At 56.0% G+C, this 16,208-nt stretch carries 14 protein-coding genes; 3 read left to right on the top strand and 11 right to left on the bottom strand.

Annotated elements, in window-relative coordinates; all coding sequences use genetic code 11:
- Positions 1-6: 6 nt before the first annotated feature.
- The 3 genes from accB to ppa form a co-directional block, all read right to left on the bottom strand.
- On the bottom strand, positions 7-468 hold the full coding sequence (gene accB / locus MHM85_RS00915) for an acetyl-CoA carboxylase biotin carboxyl carrier protein (RefSeq protein WP_139527392.1): 462 nt from the start codon (positions 466-468) through the stop codon (positions 7-9).
- Positions 469-786: 318 nt separating this feature from the next.
- Positions 787-2,655 (bottom strand): protein-disulfide reductase DsbD, encoded by a 1,869-nt coding sequence (gene dsbD, locus MHM85_RS00910; protein ID WP_239283410.1) that lies wholly within the window; start codon positions 2,653-2,655, stop codon positions 787-789.
- A 169-nt stretch (positions 2,656-2,824) separates the two neighbouring features.
- Positions 2,825-3,355 (bottom strand): inorganic diphosphatase, encoded by a 531-nt coding sequence (gene ppa / locus MHM85_RS00905; protein WP_139527394.1) that lies wholly within the window; start codon positions 3,353-3,355, stop codon positions 2,825-2,827.
- A gap of 363 nt (positions 3,356-3,718) precedes the next feature.
- Here ppa and MHM85_RS00900 point away from each other — a divergent pair, with 363 nt between their 5' ends.
- Positions 3,719-5,434 (top strand): bifunctional protein-serine/threonine kinase/phosphatase, encoded by a 1,716-nt coding sequence (locus tag MHM85_RS00900; protein WP_239283402.1) that lies wholly within the window; start codon positions 3,719-3,721, stop codon positions 5,432-5,434.
- Positions 5,435-5,527: 93 nt separating this feature from the next.
- Here MHM85_RS00900 and MHM85_RS00895 read toward each other — a convergent pair whose 3' ends face one another.
- On the bottom strand, positions 5,528-6,787 hold the full coding sequence (locus tag MHM85_RS00895; protein WP_139527396.1) for a 6-phosphofructokinase: 1,260 nt from the start codon (positions 6,785-6,787) through the stop codon (positions 5,528-5,530).
- A gap of 162 nt (positions 6,788-6,949) precedes the next feature.
- Positions 6,950-7,621, bottom strand: coding sequence for a ribonuclease T (gene rnt / locus MHM85_RS00890; protein WP_139527398.1), 672 nt, complete (start codon positions 7,619-7,621; stop codon positions 6,950-6,952).
- Between the two features lie 208 nt (positions 7,622-7,829).
- Here rnt and MHM85_RS00885 point away from each other — a divergent pair, with 208 nt between their 5' ends.
- Both MHM85_RS00885 and MHM85_RS00880 read left to right on the top strand, forming a co-directional pair.
- Entirely contained in the window at positions 7,830-9,050 is a 1,221-nt protein-coding gene (locus MHM85_RS00885) for an argininosuccinate synthase (RefSeq protein WP_139527400.1), read from the top strand.
- A gap of 49 nt (positions 9,051-9,099) precedes the next feature.
- Positions 9,100-9,432 carry an HlyU family transcriptional regulator gene (locus MHM85_RS00880; RefSeq protein ID WP_153843371.1) on the top strand — a complete coding sequence of 111 codons (333 nt, stop codon included), beginning with the start codon at positions 9,100-9,102 and terminating at the stop codon, positions 9,430-9,432.
- Here MHM85_RS00880 and MHM85_RS00875 read toward each other — a convergent pair.
- The 6 genes from MHM85_RS00875 to MHM85_RS00850 form a co-directional block, all read right to left on the bottom strand.
- Positions 9,425-9,937, bottom strand: a complete 513-nt coding sequence (locus MHM85_RS00875) for an HDOD domain-containing protein (RefSeq protein ID WP_239283400.1) — start codon at positions 9,935-9,937, stop codon at positions 9,425-9,427. The two genes, MHM85_RS00880 and MHM85_RS00875, sit on opposite strands and share 8 nt — an antisense overlap.
- Positions 9,915-10,631, bottom strand: a complete 717-nt coding sequence (locus MHM85_RS00870; protein ID WP_239283398.1) for an EAL domain-containing protein — start codon at positions 10,629-10,631, stop codon at positions 9,915-9,917. The genes MHM85_RS00875 and MHM85_RS00870 overlap by 23 nt, the downstream gene beginning before the upstream one ends.
- Positions 10,632-10,747: 116 nt before the next feature.
- A complete protein-coding gene (locus tag MHM85_RS00865) occupies positions 10,748-13,480 on the bottom strand; it encodes a sensor histidine kinase (protein ID WP_239284464.1) in 2,733 nt (910 codons plus the stop codon).
- Between the two features lie 2 nt (positions 13,481-13,482).
- Positions 13,483-13,695, bottom strand: a complete 213-nt coding sequence (locus MHM85_RS00860) for a hypothetical protein (protein ID WP_239283390.1) — start codon at positions 13,693-13,695, stop codon at positions 13,483-13,485.
- Positions 13,685-15,742 carry a 3'-5' exonuclease gene (locus MHM85_RS00855; protein ID WP_239283388.1) on the bottom strand — a complete coding sequence of 686 codons (2,058 nt, stop codon included), beginning with the start codon at positions 15,740-15,742 and terminating at the stop codon, positions 13,685-13,687. Before MHM85_RS00855 ends, MHM85_RS00860 begins: the two co-directional genes overlap by 11 nt.
- Positions 15,739-16,113, bottom strand: a complete 375-nt coding sequence (locus MHM85_RS00850; RefSeq protein WP_239283382.1) for a response regulator — start codon at positions 16,111-16,113, stop codon at positions 15,739-15,741. Before MHM85_RS00850 ends, MHM85_RS00855 begins: the two co-directional genes overlap by 4 nt.
- Between the last annotated feature and the right edge of the window lie 95 nt (positions 16,114-16,208).

The following is a 16,208-nucleotide window of genomic DNA, read 5'->3' as shown; positions in this document are numbered from 1 at the left end:
GAAAGATTAAGCGAGGACGATCATCGGTTGATCGAATTCCACTGGCTCGCCATCTTCCACTAGGATGGCCTCGACCACGCCATCGCGGTCAGCTTCGATTTGGTTCATCATTTTCATGGCTTCGACGATACAAACGGTATCGCCTTGCTTCACGGTGTCGCCCACTTCAACGAAGGCTTTGGCACCCGGTGCCGGGCTGCGGTAAAAGGTGCCTACCATGGGGGAGTTGACGGCTTCACCACGGTAGCTGGCACCCTGAGGCTCGGCTTCGGCCGGCGAAGTGGCTGCCGATGCTTGAGGAGCTGCCGGTGCGGGCTGCGCGTACTGCGGCATTGGCTGCGGCTGCCAAACGGCGCCATTGGGGTGACGGCTAATACGAACCGACTCTTCACCTTCTTGAATTTCGATTTCGCTGATATTGGACTCTTCCAGCAGCTCGATTAGTTTTTTGACTTTGCGAATATCCATCCGTAGGCCCCAAAAGTTGATCAAATTAGCACGTTGTCACAGGCCGACTAGGCCCGTATCGCGTGGCGCTCGCAAGCGCAGTAAACCAAATTCAAAAACGAAGAGAACGAGGCACGATCTCGAACGTTACCCCACGCTCATCGCTAAAAGATGCATTTTTAGCAAATATGGCTGCGGAGTTTGCCGAAAAACTCTACCAGTGTCTAGTATCCACCTAAAGAGGAGCAAATTTTGCGATTTAAACAATTGTTTGACGACGTTCGCGTCACAGTGGCTGTAAAGGTGTGCTGAAGCGCTGTCGTTTAGCGTGTTGCCTGTCTAGCTCTCTTGCCAGCGTTTGAAGGCATTTAAATGCTGCACGAGGGCTCCGGCAGACACCTCCCCTTGGATACGCGCTTCACGCACTTCTTGCCCTTGGTCAAACAGTAGCAGGCTAGGAGGACCAAAGAGTTGGAAATGATCGAGTAGTTCTCGGCTCTGCGTATTGGTCTTCGTGACATCGACCGAAATGAGTTGAAAATCGTTCAACGCCTCGGCGACTTGCGGAGTCGGGTAGACATCACGCTCCATGAGTTTGCACGATATACACCAATCGGCAGTGAAGTGTGCAAATACGGGACGTCCTTCGTGTGAGGCTTGCGCTAGGGCAGCCTCTAGCGCATCGAGACTGTCGACGTCTTCAAATTCTAGCGTGTCCACGGCCTGGGCAGTGCCAGAGGTAGTGGCCGCCAGAGGGCGAAGCGGGTTGCTACTGCCTTGAGCCGCGCCAAGCACCAGAGCGACCCCCCATGCCAGTAGCATCAAGCCTAGCGTTTGGCGCACTTTGGCCCAGCCAGACGTGCTTGCCGTCGTGAGAGCGCCAAGTGCAAGTGCGCTGCCGATGGCTAGCGCCGCCCACAGCAAGAGCACCACTGAGGGGGCGATCAAACGCTCGACCATCCAAACGGCAACGCCGAGTAATAACAGGCCAAACGCAATTTTGACGCCATTCATCCAGCCGCCAGAGCGTGGCAACAGTGTGGCGCCAAACGTGCCGACGAGCAGTAGTGGGACCCCCATGCCGAGCCCTAGTGCAAACAGCACGGCGCCGCCCATGGCGGCATCTCCGGTTGAGGAGATGAATACTAATGCGCCCGCAAGGGGGGCCGTGACGCAAGGTGATACCACCAGTACCGATAGCGCGCCGGCAGCGGCGAGACCAAGTGGGCCGCTGCGCTGGGCGCGTGCTTGCCAGGTGTCTACTTTACCGGCAAGACGTGGCGAGACACGTAGATCGAACGCACCAAACATCGCCAACGCAAAAAGGCTAAACAGAATGGCGAAGGTGATCAGAACCGGTGCAGACTGTAAACGTGCCTGGAGGTTCAGCCCCGCGCCAAATAGGCCCATCAATACGCCAACCAGCGCATAAGTGACGGACATGCCCAGTACGTAGCTGGCAGAAAGTAAGAAAGCACGGGGTTTGGTGGGGTTCTGTCCAACGACGATGGACGCCAGGATTGGGATCATGGGCAGCACGCAGGGGGTAAAGGTAAGACCGATACCCGCGAGAAAAAAGAGCCCAAGAGCGAGCGGTAAACTGGTATTGCTGATGAGCGCGCTGAATTGGCTATCCTCACTTTGCGGCGCAGCGAAGCCAATGTTTCCGCCCGCTAGTGACGCTGAGTCGTTTGATGCGGATTCGCCTGAAGCAGTCGACGTTGATGCGCTTGATGTTTTCTCGTTTTGCCAGTGGGCAAATACGCTGGGGGGCGACGCTTCAGAAGCCGTCAAGGTAATTTGCTCTGGCGGGTAGCACAGCCCTGCATCGGCACATCCCTGAAAGGTCAACGCGATGTCGATAGGACCGCTATAGGGTTGGCTAAGCGGGATATCGAACACTACTTTTTCGCGGAAAACGTACACGTCTCCCATGAATTCATCAGTAGTAAAGATGCCCTGTGGCAGGGTGGGCGTACCGAGTTCAATGGAGGGTTGCTCGCTTGTGACCGACAGCTGATGACGGTAAAGATAGTAGGCATCGGCAATGTCGAAGCCAACGCTCAGCGTTTCCCCATCGTGCCATGCGCTCGGCTGAAACGCTTCCATGACGGGCAAGAAGTCGCTGTCGCTGCTGGAAGAGAACCACTGCCCGTGGGCGAATAGAGGTAGCCAACAGAGCATGAAAAACAAGCTGAAACGTCGCATGAGTGGCACGTAGTATCCTTACGCAGTGATATCGAAAGGGCGCAAAAGAGCAGGATAACGCACCTGTCGAGGTTGGCGTACTGTCTGCGGTGACGTGACGCGGTCCTACGCCGTTCATCCCTACGTAAAAGGCCGCCTCGAGAGGCGGCCTTTCATAGGGCAGTGAGGCTTATGCTTTCTTGTAAGCAGCGGCCGATTTTTCGATAGCTTTACGCGCAGCTTCTACGCCTTCCCAAGACTCGACTTTCACCCACTTGCCTTTTTCGAGGTCTTTGTAGTTCTCGAAGAAGTGTGCGATTTGTTGGCGCAACAGTTCGGGCAGATCGGTCACTTCCTGAACGTCGTCATACAGCGATGAAAGTTTCGGGTGCGGTACGCAGACCAGTTTGGCATCTTCACCCGCTTCATCGGTCATGTTCAAGATGCCCACCGGGCGTGCGCGAATGATGCTGCCGGGCGCAACCGGGTGAGGAGTGACGACCAGGGCGTCCAAGGGGTCGCCGTCATCTGCCAGAGTATGCGGAATGAAGCCGTAGTTGGCCGGGTAGAACATGGGTGTAGCCATGAAACGATCAACGAGGAGGGCACCCATATCCTTGTCGATTTCGTACTTAATCGGCGCGTGGTTAGCAGGAATTTCAATGGCCACGTAGATATCGTTGGGCAAATCCTTTCCAGCGGGGATGTTATCAAAGTTCATCGTTGGTTCCTTGGCTTGGCTTTTCTTACCTAGTGCAGATTGCAGTAGCTAAGCAGTTGATGCATTGCATTAATGGTGAAGAATTATACGAACAAGGTCGATAGATTACCAATGCGACATAGGTGTTTGCCGTCACATACCCGCATCGATGGCAGCTTGACCTTCCTCGGCGATCTCGGTGGCGTCTCTTGGTGCATTGGCTGGGTAGTGGGCATGGCAGGGTGTCTTTTTGTGCTACTCTCGACGTTTGGTGGGCATCGCTTCGTCATGCCAGCATGTATGATAGCGCCTGATGCTGTAAGGATCGCGAGAAGTGCTCGCAATGATCGTTGCGATGGTGAGCCGTAAGTCTAGGAGGATGAGTTGGCGCACGCCCAGTTGCTAATGAGTTATGGACAAGCGTTCGTAGCCCCAGAACGCCGGCAGCACCGCAGTTCAATGTCGGTACGCCTACCAGAAGCGCCGCTGTTGAAGTTAAAGGGCGGCTGCGCAGTGATTAGTGACTCGATTTCTCGCAATACGATGGCGAAGCAGGCGGGGGATTTGAGCGTGCGCGGATTTCTCGCCGATTATTACTCCACGCCTGACCACTGGGACCCCAAGACGTCGGCAACCCGCGTGCTACGTGCGTTGAATAGTTGGTGTTACAGCCAGAGCCAGCATGTCAAAGAGGGTAGCTTCGTCTCGTCGCTCTCGGCCATGGTGTTTTTAGGTCGCGAAGGTCATCTGTTTCACATGGGAGATACGCTGGTCTTTCGCTTGCGAGGTGCCGAGTTTGAGCAGCTTACCCGTGATCACGTGACCGATGTGGGCGGATATCGCTACCCCTCTCGCGCGTTAGGCATGGATGGCAGCGTCGATATCGATTACACCCATCTGGGCTTGAAGCAGGGTGACTTGTTCGTTTTCACCACTCAGGCCGTGCGCGGCACCTTGATGCCCTCTGATTATGTGCGACTCATTCGCCAAGATGCTAGCGACCTAGATGCTGCTTGCGAGCGCTTGGCTGGCGAGGCAAAGCAGCGCGCGCAAGAGCGAGGGTATGGCGGCGATCAATTTTGCTTCCAATTACTCCGCATCGACGAACTGCCGGAGGAGGCAACCGATCACCCCAGCTTACTATATGGCGACCTGCCCATTCCTCCCGAATTGGCTCCCGGCGAGCGTCTAGATGGGTTGGAGGTGCAGGCCGTGCTGTCACGCAATGCACAGTCGAGGGTGTATCGCGTCCGCGATGTCTACAGTGATCGTGTCATGGTGATGAAGGCACCAAGCCCCGAGCTATCGTTGCGTAACGCCTATCTAGAGCACTTTTTGCTGCAGCAGTGGGTGGTCGAGCGGGTGAACTCCCCCTTTGTCGTCAAGGTCATGGAACCATCACGCCCGCGAAGATACCTCTATTACCTCATGCAGAACGTAGAAGGTGAGACGCTGCGTCAATGGGCCGAGCGGCACCCCCAGGCCAGTCTTGCTCAGCGTTTGGATATCGCTAACCAGTTGGGTAAGGCGGTCCAAGCCCTGCACCATCGCGACATCATTCACCAACAGATCATGCCTGACAACGTGCTTATCGACTCGCACGGTAAGCTCGTGCTCGCTGACTTTAGTGCTTGCCATATGCGAGAAGTCGATGGACACCGCCACTCGGGCGAGCTGCTTCGGCAAATCGGTTTCAACGAACATACAGCTCCAGAGTATGCGCTTGGCGACAGCGTGGGTCGCCGCAGCGACCAGTATTCGTTGGCTTCTACGGTCTACTGGCTTTTGACCGGGGCATTACCTTATACGCTTACCCCCAATAAGTTGCGTTGCCATACCGATCTGGAAGACCTCAGCTACCGTAGCGCTCGTACCACCAATCCAGAGATTACCCCTGCGCTTGACGAGGCGCTGCGTCGCGCGCTGGACCCGCAACGGCCACTGCGTTTTCGACGGATGTCGGAGTTCCTTCACGCGCTGAGGCTACCCCTGGGGCGTGCTGTGCAACGCGAAGAGCCCCGCACCGAGTCTCGACGCTTTTGGCAGGGCGTGGCGGGTATTTTGCTGCTGCTGTTGGTGCTTTCGTGGCTGCTGCGCTAGGCACCTTTCAAGCGCATACTGCGAATGTCAAAAGGGCGATGACACGAGTCATCGCCCTTTTATCTTTCGCCATCTCTGATGTTAGAACAGAGGTTACAGCGTGAAGGTTGGCAACTTCTGTTCCACTTTCGCAAGCTTCAACTTGGCGACTTTCGGAAGACCATTCTCGAACGGCGGAAAATCTTCGCCCTGGATCAGCGGTGATAAGTAGTCACGGCAGGCTTGGGTAATATCGAAACCGCTTTCGCTGATAAAGTCGCGGGGCATGAACTTCTCTTGGTTGGCGATTTGCGATAGCGGAGCAGAAATCACGTCCCACTGGTACGGGCTTTGTGAGATGCGGCGTATGGCCGGCATCATGGAGTTTTTGCCCGCCAGCGCCAGCGTGACCGCTTCACGGCCAACGGCATAAGCTTGTTCAACATCGGTTTTGGAAGCCAAGTGACGCGCCGCACGCTGCAGGTAGTCGGCCACGGCCCAATGGTATTTGTAGCCCAGGTCCTGCTTGATCATGCCGGCCAGGGTGGGCGCCACGCCGCCTAGCTGGCGGTGACCAAAGGCATCGGTATTGCCTGCATCCGCAAGGAAAGTGCCATCTTCGTAGCGCGCGCCTTCCGACACCACGATCACGCAGTAGCCAAATTTTTTGACGCTTTCATCGACTCGCGCCATGACCGCTTTGCGGTTAAATGCCACTTCCGGGAAGATAATCAGGTGCGGTGGCTCGCCTTCTCCTTCGCCAGCCAGGCCTCCAGCCGCAGCAATCCAGCCCGCATGGCGTCCCATCACTTCCAGTACGAACACCTTGGTCGACGTGGCGCACATGGACGCGATATCCAACGACGCTTCCCGGGTCGAGGTGGCGATGTACTTCGCGACGCTGCCGAAACCAGGGCTGTTATCCGTGATGGGAAGATCATTGTCGACGGTTTTGGGAACGTGAATGGCCGTCAGCGGATACCCTAGTTTTTCGGAGAGCTGCGAGACTTTTAGGCAGGTATCGGCACTGTCGCCACCGCCGTTGTAGAAGAAATAGCGAATGTCGTGCGCTTTGAAAACCTCGATAAGACGCTCGTACTGCGCGCGGTGCGTATCGATGTCTTTCAGCTTGTAGCGACAAGAGCCAAACGCTCCGCCCGGGGTGTGTCGCAGAGCGGCAATGGCGTCATCGCTCTCCTGAGTGACATCGATCAAATCTTCCGTCAGTGCACCAATAATGCCGTTATGGCCGGCATACACCTTGCCGATCTGATCAGGGGCTTGCCGGCAAGCTTCGATAACGCCACAGGCGCTGGCATTGATGACGGCGGTAACGCCACCGGACTGGGCGTAAAAGGCATTATGCTGGGCCATGGGAACGTCTCATCTCCTCAAAACGGGTGGGATATCACATTGTGGCGGCAAGCGTTGGCTGCATTGCTTGCCTGAGAGCCAAGCGCTCGTAAATGACGTAAAGTCTATCGTAAAGCCATTTCTGGTGCATTAGATGCTGTTTCAAACGCGCTGCTGGCGGATTTATTCATCGCCGCCATCTAGCGCTTGTTCACGCTGAGCCAGCCGCCAGCCGCCTAAGTCTTTGTAGCGGTTGACCATGGCGCAAAACAGTTCGGCCGTTCGCTCGGTGTCATAGCGTGCCGAGTGGGCCGCCTTGTTGTCGAACTCGATCCCCGCGGCACGGCACGCTCTGGCGAGCACGGTTTGTCCATACACAAACCCCGCCAACGTCGCCGTGTCGAAACTGGAAAAGGGGTGAAACGGATTGCGCTTCACGTTGCAACGGTTGGCCGCCGCGTTCAAAAAGCCATGATCAAAAGCAGCATTATGGCCGACGAGGATCGCTCGCGAGCAGCCGTGCGCCTTTAGCGATTTGCGTATGGGTCGAAATATTTCCCCTAGTGCTTCAGCCTCGCTCAACGCAACGTGCCGACGAAGCGGGTCATCCAGATTGATGCCGGTGAAATCCAACGCTGATTGCTCGACGTTGGCGCCTTCAAAAGGGTGAACATGATACGCGTAGGTGGCATCAGGCAGTAAATTGCCGTCGGGGTCCATGGTGAGTGTGACCGCTGCAATCTCCAACACGGCGTCCGTTTGGGCGTTAAACCCACCTGTCTCCAAATCAATGACAACCGGTAAGTAACTGCGAAAACGCTGGGCCATCAATTCGCGGGCAATTGCCTCGCTCATGCAGCTCTCCTTAATAAAGCGAGTAGTCGGTCAGGGGTAGCGGTCAAGCTAGCCGCTAGGGTTTGGGTGATTCTAGCAGCTTTACCCCCAAGGCGTCGTTGACGGTATTCGCTGGGCATCGAGAACGCTATACTGACAGTTTGAATGAACAAGTAGTGCGTAAGGGCGCTACTCCTTCTGGTGAACTGCTTTTTACAAGGAGCAAAGAATGTCCGATGTCAAAAAGGTTGTGCTGGCATATTCAGGCGGCCTGGACACATCCGTTATCGTTAAGTGGTTGCAAGAAACCTACAACTGCGAGGTTGTGACCTTTACTGCCGACATCGGTCAGGGTGAAGAAGTCGAGCCTGCCCGCGCCAAGGCTCAGGCTCTCGGCGTCAAAGAGATTTACATCGAAGATCTACGCGAAGAGTTCGTGCGTGACTACGTCTTTCCGATGTTTCGTGCCAATACCATCTATGAAGGTGAGTACCTGCTGGGCACCTCCATCGCTCGCCCGCTGATCGCCAAGCGCCTGATCGAAATCGCCAATGAAACTGGCGCCGATGCCATCTCCCATGGCGCAACGGGTAAAGGTAACGATCAAGTGCGTTTCGAACTAGGCGGTTACGCGCTAAAGCCGGGCGTTAAAGTCATTGCTCCCTGGCGCGAGTGGGACCTGACGTCCCGCGAAAAGCTGATGGCTTACTGCGAAGAGCACAGCATCCCGGTGGATTTCTCCAACAAGAAAAAGAAATCTCCCTACTCCATGGACGCCAACCTGCTGCACATCTCCTATGAAGGCGGCATTCTGGAAGATCCGTGGGCGGAAGCCGAAGAGGACATGTGGCGCTGGAGTGTTTCTCCCGAAGCTGCGCCCGAGCAGCCCACTTACGTTGAGCTGACGTTCGAGAAAGGCGACATCGTGGCCATCGATGGCGAAACGATGAAGCCGCACGAAGTGCTCGAAAAGCTCAACAAGCTGGGTGGCGACAACGGTATCGGACGTTTGGATATCGTCGAAAACCGCTACGTGGGCATGAAGTCGCGGGGTTGCTACGAAACGCCGGGGGGTACGATCATGCTGCGTGCCCACCGTGCGATCGAATCACTGACGCTGGATCGTGAAGAAGCGCATCTTAAAGATCAGCTCATGCCCAAGTATGCCGAAGTGATCTACAACGGCTATTGGTGGAGCCCTGAACGCCGCATGCTGCAAGCCGCTATCGACGAGACCCAGAAGAGTGTTTCTGGCGTGGTGCGTATGAAGCTGTACAAAGGCAACGCAACGGTCGTTGGCCGTAAGTCCGAGCAGTCTCTGTTCGATGAGTCCATTGCCACGTTTGAAGACGACGCGGGTGCGTATAACCAAAAAGACGCCGAAGGCTTCATTAAGCTGAACGCGCTGCGTCTGCGTATTGCCGCTGGCAAAGGCCGTCAGCAGAGCTAGCGTTGAGCGGTGGCCAGTGAACACTGGCCACCGCCTACCAGGAGTCTTTATGTTTAAAAGATTGCTTTCAGGCCTGTTTGGGGGCCATGGTAGCGACGAAACGAACACCGGCACCAAAGCCGCCGAACCGGTGGAGTACAAAGAGTATCTCATCGTTTCGCAGCCCGATCATCAAAGTGGTCAGTATCGGGTAAGCGGTTGGATTCGCAAACTGGACAATCAGGGCGGGGCGCAGGAGCACCGTTTCGAGCGTTCTGACATGGTGCCTGGGCGGGACGCCTGCGACGCCTTGATGGTGTCGAAGGCGCAGCGCTATATCGATGAAGTGGGCGATGCGATGTTCGAGCCAGACCCTCGCCGGGAGAACCCGCCCACTAGCTAATGTGCGAGTCCATTAGCGTTCGTGCTTCAGCCGCCGCCTGCAGTATCAACTCTGCAGGCACATCGTCAGGAGGGCCGCCGCGCTCAGTGGCTTCGATATGTGCAAGCAGCTCGCCAAGTGGGCCTTGACGCTGGATAAGCGCCTGATGGATCGGCTGGCTCAGTGGTAGCTCCTTAAGCATCGTTTCGAGGTCGATCCCTATGATGACCGGCATATGCGAAAAGAGTCCGGTGATAAAGCCTTCTTCCTCGTCTAACCCGCGTTGTTCGGCAAGTGCTTCGCATGCAAATCCCCGAGTCAATCCGCTAATGAGGTTGATTTTGCTCGCTGGATTATTGCCCGCTAGCATGATGATCGATACCAGCGTGCGTAACTCTTTCAATCCGATGATATGAATACAGTCGAGTAGTTTGTGGACAGGGTGCTGAGCTGCCTTTTCTGCCGAATTGGCGCGTTTGAGGACGGCGTTCAATAAATAGGGGTCACGGGCAATGAGCGTACTCAAAGTAGAAGCGCACTCTATCGCTGTAAAGCTTAGCCAGCAGTTGCATTTGATTAGCGCGTGACGTGCTATGTCGCTGCGTGTTTGTGGTTTGTACCTGAGGCCGCTGGTAAAAATACCCTTGAAATAAGCTAAATCCAAGCGCCTTACACTTTTCAAACTCTTCGTAAGTTTCTACGCGCTCGGCTAACAGCGTATAGCCCTCTTTATAAAGGCGTTGAATGAGCGCAGTGGGGAGCCCGGTAGAAATATCGAATTTAACAATATCCGCTAAGGCTAATAGTGCACGGTTTGCGTCGGTCAATTCGAAATCATCAAGCGCTAATGTATAGCCTTGGTGTTTCAGCTTACGCAATGCACTCAATAGCACGTCATTGACCTCGGTATCTTCGAGTATTTCAATGACGATTTGACTCTGCGGCAGGCCGCCTAAATCGGGGTTGAGTAACCACTCGCCAGAGGCATTGTTAAAAAGCTTACGTTGGCCACACAGTTTATCCAGGCCAATTTCATAAATAGCGACAGCACAAGCTCGAGCGGTGGCTTGCACATCATCGAAGACGGCGGCACTAATGGCCGAACAGTCGCCACGATACAGTAGCTCATCAGCTACATGTTGTAGGCAAGCGTCGACAATTGGCTGTATGGCAATGGTGTACTGGTCGGTAGTCGTCTTATCTTGCGCTGACCCTTGCATAATGCCGCTGCTCCAACTGTCAGAGGGAAAATGGGCGGACGCGCAGAATAGCGTAAAAATACAAACGTGTGCTAGTTACACTAGGTCACAGTGCGTTGAATGACACAATTGTTTACTTAAACGATGTGTCGTGGAAGCGAAAGCGTCATCGCAGCACCGCCTAAAGAAGAAGCGTCTACCCAAAGCTCGCCATCTAAGTGGTGAATAATGGCACGGCTGATGGGTAAGCCTAAACCGCTTCCTTTGGGCCGGTGAGACGCATGCTCGTTTTTCGATAACGTCAATTGATAAAACTTTTCGAATACATTGTCACGTTCACCGATCGGGATGCCTGGCCCATTATCCTCAATGCTCAGGCAATATCCTTGGTCCGCTTCGTAAACGTGTAAACGTATGCGCGGATGTTCTGGGTTGGCAAACTTTCGCGCATTCTCCAACAGATTGATGATGACCTGTTCAAGGCGATCTGGATCGGCCATGACGGGCGCATTGGAGACATCACAGACCCACTCGACATCGATGCCCTGCTCGGCGTGCAGTCGTGCCAGTACTTGGCGGCTTTGCTGCGCAATGTGAATCAAGTCAACGGTAATGGGCTGGAGGGATAGGTGGCCGCTCTCGAGCCGCGCCAAGTCAAGAATTTCGTCGATCAATCGAGACAAGCGCTCACTCTCGAGCACCATGATGTCCAGAAATTGCTGGCGTTTTTCAGCCTCAATGGTGGGTGTGTCACGCAAAATCTCGGCAAACGAACGGATGGAAGTGAGCGGAGTGCGAAGCTCGTGACTGACCATCGCCACGAACTCATCCTTCATTCGATCCACTTCCCGCAGCTGCTCGTTGGCACGGCGCAGCTCCTCGCCAATTCGAGCTAACTCCTGGGATTTTTGCTCTAATTGGCGGTTGTACTCCAAAGCCTGCGAGGTCGTGTCGAGAATGGTGAGTATCGAGGCCATGTCCAGTGCCTCACCGCGTAGAACGGAGTGTATCAAGACGCTGGCAGACGCGTTGCCAAGCGACCCGGCCAGAGCTTGTTCGGCACGAGTGATCAACTCTCTCGACGCGGGACGTTGCTGAGCATCGGTCTCCTTCAAGAGCGAAGGAGGGGCGTTGCGAAATACCTTGTGTGTTGCCCCATGGCCCAGATAGCGGACGAGTAGGGCATACAAGTCACCTTCGGTAGTTTGGCCTTGCCAGCTAGACGCTGTAGGTAAATGGGGGTGCAGAGCCTCGGTGAAGAGCGCTGCCTGCGCCTGCTCCATGGGCGTGGCTCGCGTGAAGAGCGACACCGCGACCAATAAGCCGACGTTTGCGGTCATGCTCCAAAATAGCGAGTGTGTGTAGATATCCCACCCGCTGAGTCCCAGTAAGGCGTAGGGGGCGAGCCAGCCGATGCCCCAAGGGCCTTGTGTCATGAACTCAGCTTCCAACCAACCGGACTGGGCAAATCCCGGCAGTAGCAGCGTGTAGCACCATACCCAAAAGCCTGCCACTAACCCACAGGTGGCGCCTTGACGAGTCGCCCCGCGCCAATAAAGGCCGATCAATAGCGCAGGGGCAAATTGTGCCACGCCCGCAAACGAGACCAGTCCAATAGTCACCAAACTGTAGCTATCGCCAATCAGTGCATGGTAGAGATAGCCCATGATCAAAATGACCAAAATGGCGATACGCCGGATGTTCAAAAGCCAAATGGCGAGGCGACCATGGCGTCCTGTTTGCCAGCCTTTTAGTTTTAATAAAAGTGGCATCACTAGTTGGTTACTCACCATGGTAGACAGCGCGATGGTTTCGACGATGACCATGCCGGTGGCCGCCGAGAGTCCACCAATGAACACCAATAGTGGTAAACCATCTAGCTCTGCGGAGAGCGGTAGCGTGAGCACGAAGCTATCCGGGTCACTCTCGCCCAAGAGGACGCCTGCCAACGCAATAGGAATGACGAACAGGTTGATCAGTAGCAAATAGAGCGGAAAGAGCCAACTGGCACGCTCCAAGTGCTGCTCATCCACGCTCTCTACGACCAAGACTTGAAACTGCCTGGGCAACGTGAAGAAGGCCAAAAACGCGAGCATTAGCATGCCGACCCAGCCCGTCGCACCACCAGGAACGTTCTCCAAATGCATGCTAGTGATGAGTGCTGGCGCCTCGGCGGTGGCTGCTAGAAGAGCGCCAGGGCCTTCGAACAGGAGGAAAGTGACGAAGATACCGACTGCCAGAAACGCCACCAGTTTGACCAAGGACTCGACGGCGATGGCCGCTACCATGCCTTCATGTCGCTCGCTGGCATCAAGATGACGCGTGCCGAACAGAATGATGAACAGGGCCAAGACGATCGCAATCCAAAAGGAGCGATCCATCCAGAAGCGTTCGTGTTCGAGTGTGGTATCGGCACCTAGGGGATAGTTCATCAGCACCGCATGACTCACCGTAATGGCTTTGAGCTGGAGTGCTATATACGGCGTAATCGTGATCAATGCCATGACGGCCACCAGTGCGCCAAGTAGCGCACTTTTCCCATAGCGGGCGCTAATGAAATCGGCGATGGAAGTGATACGCTGCCGAGCGGCGATCCGCACCATTTTGCGCAAGGTAAAAGGGGCCAGCAGCATGGCCAGCGTGGGTCCCAAATAGATCAGCAAGAAGCTAGGTCCGAACTGCGCTGCGCGCCCGACGCTGCCGTAAAACGTCCAGGCGGTACAGTACACGGCTATCGATAACGCATAGACAGTAGGCGAGTTGATGAGTGAGCGCCCCTGTTCGGCTCGTCGGTCCCCCCAGGCTGCGACCAAGAAAAGCAGGGCTAAGTAACCAAAGGCGGCGCCCAACACTACCCAGTCGCTGCGCATGTTCATGGTTGTTTGGGTCGTTCGGCCAGCCAGGCAGCCAGGCCAATCACCGACCCCCAAGTCAAGAAGAGATAGAGCGGTAGCCAGCCCAGTATACCAGGCAACCGATCGACTATAAGTAAGATGGGCGGGCTGAATAAAAACAGCGCCAGCAGCCCCAGGGCGAGGCGACGCGCCTGCTGCCGAGGGTGAGGGGCAGGTGCATTATGGCGCACTGGCGTCTTCCTTATCGAACGCATTGGCCTGGAGGACCAGCAGCTCCTCTAACGTGTCGATGCCGCGGGCTTCCAAGCGGGGCAAGAGGGCTAGCCAAAGCTCGGCGGTGACGCGAGCATCGCCCAGTGCGGTATGCCGGGTGTTAGGCGGAAAATGTAAATCATAACGCCTGGCTAACGTATCCAGGTCGTGCCCATCCAGCGCTTCATCTAGCGCTTTGGAGATCAGCAGCGTGTCCAGCACGGGGATGTCGAAATGAACGCCGTGCCCGCTGATGGCCAACATGTCGAACGCCGCATTATGAGCGAGCATGACGGCGTCCCCAACGTAATCCCGGAACTGGCCCAACACGGTGTGAAGCGGTTCTGCATCCGCTACGTCCGCATCGGTAATGCCATGAATGACGGTGCTGGCGGCGGGAATGGGCCGTTGGGGATCGACGTAGTGATCGAACGCGTCGCTTGCCAATAAGCGGCCATTGACGATGCGACAAGCGCCAAGGCTTACCACCGTGTCTCCCCGGCGTAGCTCGAGACCAGTGGTTTCCGTATCGAACGCCACGATCTCCAAGCAGCGTAGAGCCCGATGGGCGAGGGCTTCGTCGGGCGCAGGTAGCTGTGCGATACCAAAATCATGAAATTCCGGACGAGGGGGAGCCATCTCCCTTGGCGCGTGAGTTTGTGTAATCGCGGGTAGCGGGAGTCGCAGTCGAGCATGGCGCTTATCCGCATCGGCTACGCTCCAAATATCGGTGGCGTGCTGACGCAGAATATCGGCCACCGCCGGGCCAAGTGGTAGCGTGTTCAAGATCGTATCTCGCCAAACGCTGAGTTCGCCTTCAGGAACGGGCGCGCCCTGCCACATCAAGTCAACGTAGGCACGTTTCGGTTGAAGCGAGATTTCTCCTTCAAAGCCACGGGTAGGCAAGTGGCAGCGAAGATGGTCCACCAATGATGTGAAGAGTTCGATCAGTGCCGGGGCATCCCCTTTGAACCAAGCGGGAACACCAATCGGTGTAATCAAACGGTGGGCTGGGTCGAGACGCTCATCCAGCGCCTGCCAGAAGTCATTGGACCAAATGGGCCGCAAGCGTTCACCGTGATACTGAAGATCATCCAGTAGCGTGGCGAACTCAGCCACGTGCTGATTCAGTGCTTGGCTCTCATCGTGCATGACCCCCTCTAAGCGTGTTCGCAGTTCAAGGGGGACGTTCGCGGCGTGGATATGACGCAGCGCGTCGACGGCACTGCTAACGTTGGCGGCATGCTGGCGCAGTGGCGGGAGGCGACGGTTGAGCTCGGCCCGCACGCCCATTTCATTGTTCCAAGTGGTCGTGGCATCGCTACAGGTCACGAGCGTCTCGCGCTCACTGCCGGGAACCCGCCGAATCACCACTTTTACCCAGCGCTGGCCGCAGTGGGTGAGCATTTCACGTGGTGAACCATCGTCGGGCAGTTGTGCCATGGCATTGGCTAGCGTTGCGGTCGGCAGTAGGGCATCTAGGCGCTTCCCCAGCCCTAACCCGGTATTGCCAGTAAAGAACGTTTCGGCGGCTTGATTGAACAGCATCACCCGACGATGCCGATCACACAGCAGCAGTGGTGTTTCCAGTACCTGAAGCAGGGTTTCCAACTCTTGCCGAATACGCGAAGCGCTACGCGCCCCCTCGGCATGGGCGGTGGCGAGCCGCATGCGGTCGGCGCGCCAGCTTTGGCTGACGCGGCGTAGATCAGGCCCTAGCCCTTTTAGCCAACCTTCTGGAGCCTCCTCGTCTTGGGCGTCTGGGTTGGCCACCCACCGGGCCAACTGAGTTTGTAAATGCCGTAAGGGCGCTAATAACCGACGTTCTAGCAGTACGCCCATCAGGCACAATGTCATACCCCCGGAAAGGCTGCCAAGCCAAAGCGCCACACGCGGCAAGCCGGATAGCGCGATCTGACTATCCAGCCACGCCGCAAACAGCACGCCGCCCAACAGGCTGATGCCACTGAGAAGCAGCCAAGCACCCAGCAGGCGCTGTCGCTTTGGAAGGCCTTTGAACATCATGTGTCACCCTCGCCAAGCAGTGCTTTGACTTTCTCGACCAATTGGTGGGTCGAGAACGGCTTGGTAACGTAGTCATCGGCACCCAACGCTAATCCCTTTTCGCGCTCTACTTCCCGTCCATGTGCCGTTAACATGATGACCGGCAGGTGCCGCTCGCGCTCTGAGCGACGCAGCTGTTCCAATACTTCGAAGCCACTGATACCCGGCAGGCTAATGTCTAGCAGCAGCAGGTCGGGAGAGGTGTCGGCAATTCGCTGCAATGCCGTTTCACCGTCGGTAGCGGTAATCACCGTCAGCCCGGCATGGGACATGAGGAACTCGAGGGACAGTAGAATATTCGGTTCATCATCGACCACTAATACATTGGCCATTACGGTTTCCCCAGCGGCGTTAGATGCGCAGTCAGACTGCAAGCGATGATTTAAGTGTATGTAGCGTGAGGCATTCGGCCAAGACGACCTTGGCC

This window comes from Halomonas sp. McD50-4 (assembly GCF_022348135.1).
In the GTDB taxonomy this organism is placed as follows: Bacteria; Pseudomonadota; Gammaproteobacteria; order Pseudomonadales; family Halomonadaceae; genus Vreelandella; species Vreelandella piezotolerans.
Note: the sequence above shows the minus strand (reverse complement) of the source record. Positions and strands in the feature narration are given on the sequence as shown.

Bases quoted from the DNA above. Each gene is read 5' to 3' on its own strand.
- accB (WP_139527392.1), bottom strand. From the start codon at position 468: ATGGATATTCGCAAAGTCAAAAAACTAATCGAGCTGCTGGAAGAGTCC.
- dsbD (WP_239283410.1), bottom strand. From the start codon at position 2,655: ATGCGACGTTTCAGCTTGTTTTTCATGCTCTGTTGGCTACCTCTATTC.
- ppa (WP_139527394.1), bottom strand. From the start codon at position 3,355: ATGAACTTTGATAACATCCCCGCTGGAAAGGATTTGCCCAACGATATC.
- MHM85_RS00895 (WP_139527396.1), bottom strand. From the start codon at position 6,787: ATGGCCCAGCATAATGCCTTTTACGCCCAGTCCGGTGGCGTTACCGCC.
- rnt (WP_139527398.1), bottom strand. From the start codon at position 7,621: ATGAGCGAGGCAATTGCCCGCGAATTGATGGCCCAGCGTTTTCGCAGT.
- MHM85_RS00885 (WP_139527400.1), top strand. From the start codon at position 7,830: ATGTCCGATGTCAAAAAGGTTGTGCTGGCATATTCAGGCGGCCTGGAC.
- MHM85_RS00880 (WP_153843371.1), top strand. From the start codon at position 9,100: ATGTTTAAAAGATTGCTTTCAGGCCTGTTTGGGGGCCATGGTAGCGAC.
- MHM85_RS00870 (WP_239283398.1), bottom strand. From the start codon at position 10,631: ATGCAAGGGTCAGCGCAAGATAAGACGACTACCGACCAGTACACCATT.
- MHM85_RS00865 (WP_239284464.1), bottom strand. From the start codon at position 13,480: ATGCGCAGCGACTGGGTAGTGTTGGGCGCCGCCTTTGGTTACTTAGCC.
- MHM85_RS00855 (WP_239283388.1), bottom strand. From the start codon at position 15,742: ATGATGTTCAAAGGCCTTCCAAAGCGACAGCGCCTGCTGGGTGCTTGG.
- MHM85_RS00850 (WP_239283382.1), bottom strand. From the start codon at position 16,113: ATGGCCAATGTATTAGTGGTCGATGATGAACCGAATATTCTACTGTCC.